Here is a 6,215-nt window from a genome sequence, read left to right as displayed (position 1 = left end):
GGGGCCCGGGGGGGGGGGGGCGGCCCGCGGCCCCGCGCCCGCGGGCGCCCCCCCCCCGGCCGCTCGTGGCGAAGCCGGTGACGCGGGTGTCGCCGTCGGGCCCCGGACGTGCGGCCCGGTGAGCGTCGCCGTCGGATTCGCGGCAGGGGTGGTGGGGACGTCCGCCACGCGCCACCGCGCTTGACACTCGACGTCAAGTACTTGACGATGAGTGTCAAGCAGCGGAGGGGCAGCATGTCACCAACCCACGAAGAACTGACCGAGCAGCTCATCCGGTTGATCGACATCCGCCTGCTCGACCCTCTCGAAATCCTGGTCGACGGCCACGCCGCCATCGACCCGTTGCGTGCCATCGTCCGGGAGCGAGCCCGGTCCTGGGCCACCACGATCGTCAGCGGCGACGACCGGGCCGCTGTCCGCGTCGCCATGCGCGCGATCTCCACCCTCTACCCGGGTGACGGACCGTTCGACCCGCCCCTCGACTGGTGGCGCAGCCCTCTCGGTCAGGCCGTCGCGCGCCGGGTCGGCCACCCGAACGCCGAATCCGTGTCGTACGCGGTGGCCGGCGCCATGCTCGGCATCACCCGCCAGGGCGTCCACGACCTGGCCTCCCGCGACAAGCTCACCCGCCACCCCGAAGGCGGCGTGCTCTCCGCCTCCGTGCGCGACCGGCTGCTCAAGGAAGGAACTCGACGTGCCTGAGACCATCATCGACTCCGGGGCCGTGCCCATCGCGATCCGCGACTTCGGCGGACCCGGGCACCCGCTCCTGCTCCTCCACGGCGCCGGCGGCAACCTCGCCCAGATGACGACCCTCGCCGAGCACCTGCACCCGACCCACCGGGTGGTCACCGTCGACCTGCGCGGTCACGGCCGGTCCGGCGACGGCCCCTGGCGCTGGGACGACACACTGGCCGACCTGGCTGCCGTCGCCGATCACCTCGGCCTCACCTCCCCAGCGGTGGTCGGCGCCTCCCTCGGCGGCATGCTCGCCACCCTCTGGGCACAGCGTCACCCGGAGTGCCCCGGTGCCGTCAGCTTGGACGGCAATCCGCCGCTGAACCGTCCGGACCAGCTCGCCGGCCTGGATCCGGAGCAGGCCGAGACGGAGCTGGCCAAGCTGCGGGCCGTCTTCGACGGCATGGCCGCGATGCTTGCCGAACCACTGACCGCGGAACAGGTGGCCGCCATGCTGACGGGGCAGCGGGCCATGGCCCAGCGCTACGGCGCCGCACCCGACGACTGGGCGGCGGCCTTCGAACGCAACCTCGTGCCCGGCGACGACGGCCGCAGCCGACTACGGCCCGGACCGGATCTCACCCGGCAACTCCGGGACGCCATGGACTCCCTCGACCTGATGCCCGCCTACCACGACGTCCGCTGCCCGTTGCTGATCATCCTCGCCACCGAGGACCTGCCCGAACAACAGCCGTTCCACAGCCTGTACGAGGCGTACCGCACCGCGACCGCCGCACGTCTCGCCACTGTGGACAACCCGTGTCTGTGGGTGTGGCGTCTCACCGGCGCCAGCCACGCGATGGTCGCCGAACGCCCACAGAAGCTCGCCACCCTCATCACCGACTTTCTCAGCCCTCACGGCTGAGGGCGACCCGCAGCGACGGGCAGCACCACCGCGGCGGTGTCCGCCGTCAGCCGGTTCGCTGCTCGCGGCCACCCTCGGCCTGCCAGGCGGCGACGAGATCCTCACGGGCCCGGGCCACCCGGGAGCGGATCGTGCCCACCGGGCAACCGCAGACGTCCGCCGCCTCGGCGTAGGACAGGCCGAGCACCTGCGTGGCGACGAACGCCTCGCGACGCTCCGGGCTCAGCCCGGCGATCACCTGCTGGAGAGTGACGCCCTCGTCGGCGCCGGCGGTGATCGCACCGGCGGCCTCGGCCGCCGCCTGCCAGTCCGGCACCGCGGCCAACCGTGGTCGGGCGACCGCCGTGCGGACGTGATCCACGGCAACGCGTCGCGCGATGGTGAACACCCAGGTACGCGCCGACGACCGGCCGGCGAAGCCGGGCAGGTTGCGAAACGCCCGCAGGAACGTCTCCTGGGTCAGATCGTCGGCCTCACCCGGCCCGGCCAGGTGCGACACGAACCGCCGGACCTGATCCTGTAGGGCGCGGACGAACGCGGTGGCGGCCTGCCGGTCGCCCCGGCCCGCCTCCTGCGCCCACCGGGTCACCTGATCGTCGTCAGCGGCGCCGTTGCGCACAGACCACCGTCCTGGGTGCCACGGGCGCTCCTCCATGCCGAGATGCCGTCGTCTGATCGCGCCGATCAACCGCGCACTCTGGTGGTCGGCGGCCGGCCCGGGAAAGTTCCCGGGACCTCACCGCACCTTTGAAAAAACGGCGTGCGTACCTAACAAATAGCTGACATGCGGCGATCAGGCTGGCTCGCATGCACAAAGCGAATGTGAAGATCACCGGTTTGGCGGTCCTGCTGGTGTCGCTCGCGGCCTGCGGCGACGACCCGAAGGCGTCGGGGCCGCAGGTCGCCGCACTCCCGGGCGCGTCCACGTCGGCGAGTGCCGGCCCGGCCGCTTCGAGCAACACCGCCGACCGCCAGCTCCCCCTCGGCGCGAGCAAGCAGGAGATCGACCGCCTCTACGACGCCTACTACGCCTGCTGGACCCAGCACGGTGTGCCGTCGGCACCGGGGAAGGGCGAAAACGGCGGCCCGCTCCTCAGCTACAAGATGGACGAGAAGAAGTATCAGCCGGCCGTGGACGCGTGCGCCGACAAGGAGCCGCTGGGCCCGCCGGAGCTCGACCCGCACCAGAACCCGAACTACGCCGACGACCTGCGCGAGCAGCTCCAGTGCCTCCGGGACCAGGGCCTGCCGATGGAGATCCGGCAGGGCGGCACCGACAACGCCACCATCTGGGTCGCGCCGGAGACCAAGGCCAACCTCGAGAAGGCGAACAGCGACGCGGGGATGGAGATCCAGCGTCAGTGCGAGATCTCGGCCTTCACGCAGAGGTAGTCGACAGTGCGGACGAAACCCCTCATCATCACCATCACGTGCGGCGTGCTCGCGCTGGGCGGCGTGGCCTACGCCGTGCACGCCAGCGCCGGCGACGACTCTCCGGCCGGGCAGCCGGCCGCGGCCAGGGTGGCCACGGCCGAGGTGGTCCGGACCGACCTCTCCGACTACTGGGCCGAGAGCGGCACTGTCGGCTATCGCAAGCAGCGCACCCTGCGTGGTGTCGCGCCCGGGGTGCTCACCTGGTTGCCCCAACCCGGCAGCACCATCGCCCGCGGTGACATCATGTATCGCTCCGGTGACCGCCCGGTGATCCTCTTCTACGGGTCGTCGCCGATGTTCCGCGACATCGACGTGGTCGGCATGGTCGGTCGCGACGTCAAGGTGCTGGCCGACAACCTCCGGGCGCTCGGCTACCGGATCGGGTCCCAACCCGCGCCGGGGACCCGGGTGACCGTCCAGGGCGGGCCGCCACCGGCCGCGAACAACCCGGCTACGAACGACCAGGGTACGAACGGGGAGGCCACGAACGGAGGGGCCAACAAGCCGGGTTCGCCGCCGGCAACCGCCGGCACCGGCGCGTACCAGACCGTCGTGACCAGCCAGGACGCCGTCTTCACCCGGTCACTCAAGGACGCCGTGAAACGCTGGCAGACGGCCAAGGGGGTACGTCCGGCCACCGGCACCGTGACACTCGGCGACATTCTCGTGCTGCCCGGTGCGGTGCGGGTGGGCACGGCCTCGGCCCAACTCGGCGACGACGCCACCGGCAACCTGATGGCGATCAGCGATCAGGCCAAGGCGGTCACCGTCGAGATCGACGCCAGCCGGGCCGACGACCTCCGTGCCGGGCAGAAGGTGCAGATCAGCCTTCCGGACAGCTCACCCACCAGCGGCACCGTCACCTCGGTGAGCAGCAACGTCCAGGCCGCCCAGACCGACGACGGCAACCCGGGCGCGGAGGGCCCGAAGGTGCAGGTCGTCATCGCGGTGGACGATGCCTCGGCGATCCAGAACATCAGCTCCGCCACCGTCGAGGTCCGGTTCACCGGCACCACCGAGCACGACGTACTCGCCGTCCCCGTCGGCGCACTGCTCGCGCTCAGCGGTGGCGGTTACGGCGTGCAGATCTCCGACGGCGCCCTGACCGCGGTCAAGGTGGGCCTGTTCGCCGACGGCATGGTGCAGATCAGTGGTACGGGCATCACCGCCGGCACCAAGGTGGTGACGACGTCGTGACCGCGGTGCTGGAGATCGACAGTGCCACCCGGCGCTACGGCGAGGACGTGACGGCACTGCGCGACGTCTCGCTGCGGATCGCCACCGGCGAGTTCGTGGCCATCCTGGGGCCGTCCGGGTCGGGAAAGTCCACACTGCTCAACATCATGGGCACGCTGGACCGGCCCACCGAGGGTCGGGTGCTGATCGGCGGGCGGGACATCACCACCATGTCCGACCGGCAACTGTCCAGCCTGCGCGGCCGGTGGCTGGGCTTCGTGTTCCAGCAGTTCCATCTCACCGACGGGCTGACCGCCACCGAGAACGTGGCGACCGGCCTGCTCTACGCCGGCGTACACCGCCGGCACCGCCGGGCGCTGGCCCTGACGGCACTGGAACGGGTCGGCCTGGCCCACCGCGCCGACCACCACCCGCAGGCGCTCTCGGGCGGTGAACGCCAACGGGTGGCGATCGCCCGGGCGCTCGTCAACCGGCCCGCGCTGGTGTTGGCCGACGAGCCGACCGGGGCGCTCGACGTGGCCACCGGCTCGGCCGTGCTGGACCTGCTGACCGAGCTGAACCGGGAGGGGACCACCATCGCGCTGATCACCCACGATCACGAGGTGGCCGCCCGGGTGCCCCGACAGCTCCGCATCCTGGACGGCCGCCTGGTCTCCGACTCGGCGGCGGGCGGTGGGCCGGCATGAGGCGTACCCGGCACGCGGCGAGAGTGGACCGGGACGCCGCACCGGTCCGGCTGGCCCCGGCCGACCTGATCGGTCTGGGTCTGCTCGGCATCCGGACGCGTACCGCGCGGGCCGCCCTGTCGGCGCTCGGCATCGCCATCGGCATCGCCACCCTGATCCTGGTCACCGGGGTCCCGGCGTCGAGCCAGCGGGCACTGGAGGAGAAACTGGCCGCCCTGGGCACCAACCGACTACAGGTCACACCGGTGCCCAACCGCGAGCCACCGGTCCAGCTGCCCGTCGAGTCGGTGGACATGGTGTCCCGGATCGCGCCGGTGACGGTGGCGAGCGCGACAGCCGACTTCGGGCTGAACGTCGCCCGCTCCGACCGGGCCGGCGCCGGCGACTACAACGCCATCGCGGTCGTCGCCACCAGGACGAACCTGCTCGCGGCGATCGACGGCCGGGTACGCTCCGGCCGTTTCCTGGATCCCGCGATGGAACGCCTGCCGACCGTGGTCCTCGGCGCGGTCGCCGCCCAGCGGCTCGGCTTCACCACCGTCGACCTCTCCCAGCCGCTCCAGGTCCACCTGGGCGGGCAGCGGTTCAGCGTGATCGGCATCCTCGACCCGGTGCCTCTCGCGCCCGAGATCGACCGCTCCGCGATGATCGGCTGGGAGGCGGCCAGCCGCTGGCTGCGCTTCGACGGGCACCCGACCCGGATCTATGTGCAGACCACCGACGCCCAGGTGGTGGCGGTACGCCAGGTGCTGGCCGCCACGGCCAACCCCGAGCATCCCAGCGACGTGCAGGTCAGTCGTCCCTCGGACGGGCTCGCCGCCAAGCAGGCAGTGCGGCAGACCTTCAGCTCGCTGCTGCTCGGGCTGGCCGGGATCGCGTTGCTCGTGGGCGGCATCGGGGTGGCCAACACGATGTACATCTCGGTGTTGGAGCGACGCCGCGAGATCGGCCTGCGGCGGGCCCTGGGCGCGAACCGGGGCCAGGTACGCATCCAGTTCGTGACCGAGTCGATAGTGCTGTCGACGCTCGGCGGCGCGGCCGGCCTGCTGGCCGGCGCGGTGGCCGTCGCCGGCTACGCCACCCTCCAACACTGGCCGGTGACCATCCCACCGACGGCGGCCGCCGTCGGACTGGGGGGCGCGCTGGTCATCGGGGTGCTGGCCGGGGTCTACCCGGCGATGCGGGCGGCCTCGCTCGACCCCACCGAGTCACTGTCCAGTGTCTGAGCAGTCGTTAGGAATCTGTCAGGTCGGGCCTGGAATCGGTTCGGCGCCGGATCGCCGGCCTATCATCGC

At 71.9% G+C, this 6,215-nt stretch carries 7 protein-coding genes; 6 read left to right on the top strand and 1 reads right to left on the bottom strand.

Going from position 1 to position 6,215, the window contains the following annotated elements; translation table 11 throughout:
• The first annotated feature begins 234 nt into the window (after positions 1 to 234).
• Together AB0A95_RS11540 and AB0A95_RS11535 are read left to right on the top strand one after the other, a co-directional pair.
• Positions 235 to 702 (top strand): hypothetical protein, encoded by a 468-nt coding sequence (locus AB0A95_RS11540; RefSeq protein ID WP_357555609.1) that lies wholly within the window; start codon positions 235 to 237, stop codon positions 700 to 702.
• Entirely contained in the window at positions 695 to 1,603 is a 909-nt protein-coding gene (locus AB0A95_RS11535) for an alpha/beta hydrolase (protein WP_357555608.1), read from the top strand. The genes AB0A95_RS11540 and AB0A95_RS11535 overlap by 8 nt, the downstream gene beginning before the upstream one ends.
• 46 nt (positions 1,604 to 1,649) lie before the next feature.
• Here AB0A95_RS11535 and AB0A95_RS11530 read toward each other — a convergent pair whose 3' ends face one another.
• Positions 1,650 to 2,258, bottom strand: a complete 609-nt coding sequence (locus tag AB0A95_RS11530) for a sigma-70 family RNA polymerase sigma factor (RefSeq protein ID WP_357555607.1) — start codon at positions 2,256 to 2,258, stop codon at positions 1,650 to 1,652.
• Positions 2,259 to 2,410: 152 nt separating this feature from the next.
• Here AB0A95_RS11530 and AB0A95_RS11525 point away from each other — a divergent pair, with 152 nt between their 5' ends.
• Genes AB0A95_RS11525 through AB0A95_RS11510 form a run of 4 tightly spaced genes read left to right on the top strand, consistent with a single transcriptional unit; the run spans position 2,411 to position 6,146 of the window.
• Positions 2,411 to 2,995 carry a hypothetical protein gene (locus AB0A95_RS11525; protein WP_357555606.1) on the top strand — a complete coding sequence of 195 codons (585 nt, stop codon included), beginning with the start codon at positions 2,411 to 2,413 and terminating at the stop codon, positions 2,993 to 2,995.
• Positions 2,996 to 3,001: 6 nt separating this feature from the next.
• On the top strand, positions 3,002 to 4,234 hold the full coding sequence (locus AB0A95_RS11520) for an efflux RND transporter periplasmic adaptor subunit (protein ID WP_357555605.1): 1,233 nt from the start codon (positions 3,002 to 3,004) through the stop codon (positions 4,232 to 4,234).
• A complete protein-coding gene (locus AB0A95_RS11515) occupies positions 4,231 to 4,920 on the top strand; it encodes an ABC transporter ATP-binding protein (RefSeq protein WP_357555604.1) in 690 nt (229 codons plus the stop codon). Before AB0A95_RS11520 ends, AB0A95_RS11515 begins: the two co-directional genes overlap by 4 nt.
• Positions 4,917 to 6,146 (top strand): ABC transporter permease, encoded by a 1,230-nt coding sequence (locus AB0A95_RS11510; protein WP_357555603.1) that lies wholly within the window; start codon positions 4,917 to 4,919, stop codon positions 6,144 to 6,146. The genes AB0A95_RS11515 and AB0A95_RS11510 overlap by 4 nt, the downstream gene beginning before the upstream one ends.
• The last annotated feature ends 69 nt before the right edge of the window (positions 6,147 to 6,215 follow it).

The organism is Micromonospora sp. NPDC049230, assembly GCF_040647875.1.
GTDB lineage: Bacteria > Actinomycetota > Actinomycetes > Mycobacteriales > Micromonosporaceae > Micromonospora.
This window is presented reverse-complemented; position numbering and strand designations above follow the sequence as displayed.

Coding starts and splice junctions, on each gene's coding strand:
- AB0A95_RS11530 (WP_357555607.1), bottom strand. CDS start 2,258: ATGGAGGAGCGCCCGTGGCACCCAGGACGGTGGTCTGTGCGCAACGGC.
- AB0A95_RS11510 (WP_357555603.1), top strand. CDS start 4,917: ATGAGGCGTACCCGGCACGCGGCGAGAGTGGACCGGGACGCCGCACCG.
- AB0A95_RS11540 (WP_357555609.1), top strand. CDS start 235: ATGTCACCAACCCACGAAGAACTGACCGAGCAGCTCATCCGGTTGATC.
- AB0A95_RS11525 (WP_357555606.1), top strand. CDS start 2,411: ATGCACAAAGCGAATGTGAAGATCACCGGTTTGGCGGTCCTGCTGGTG.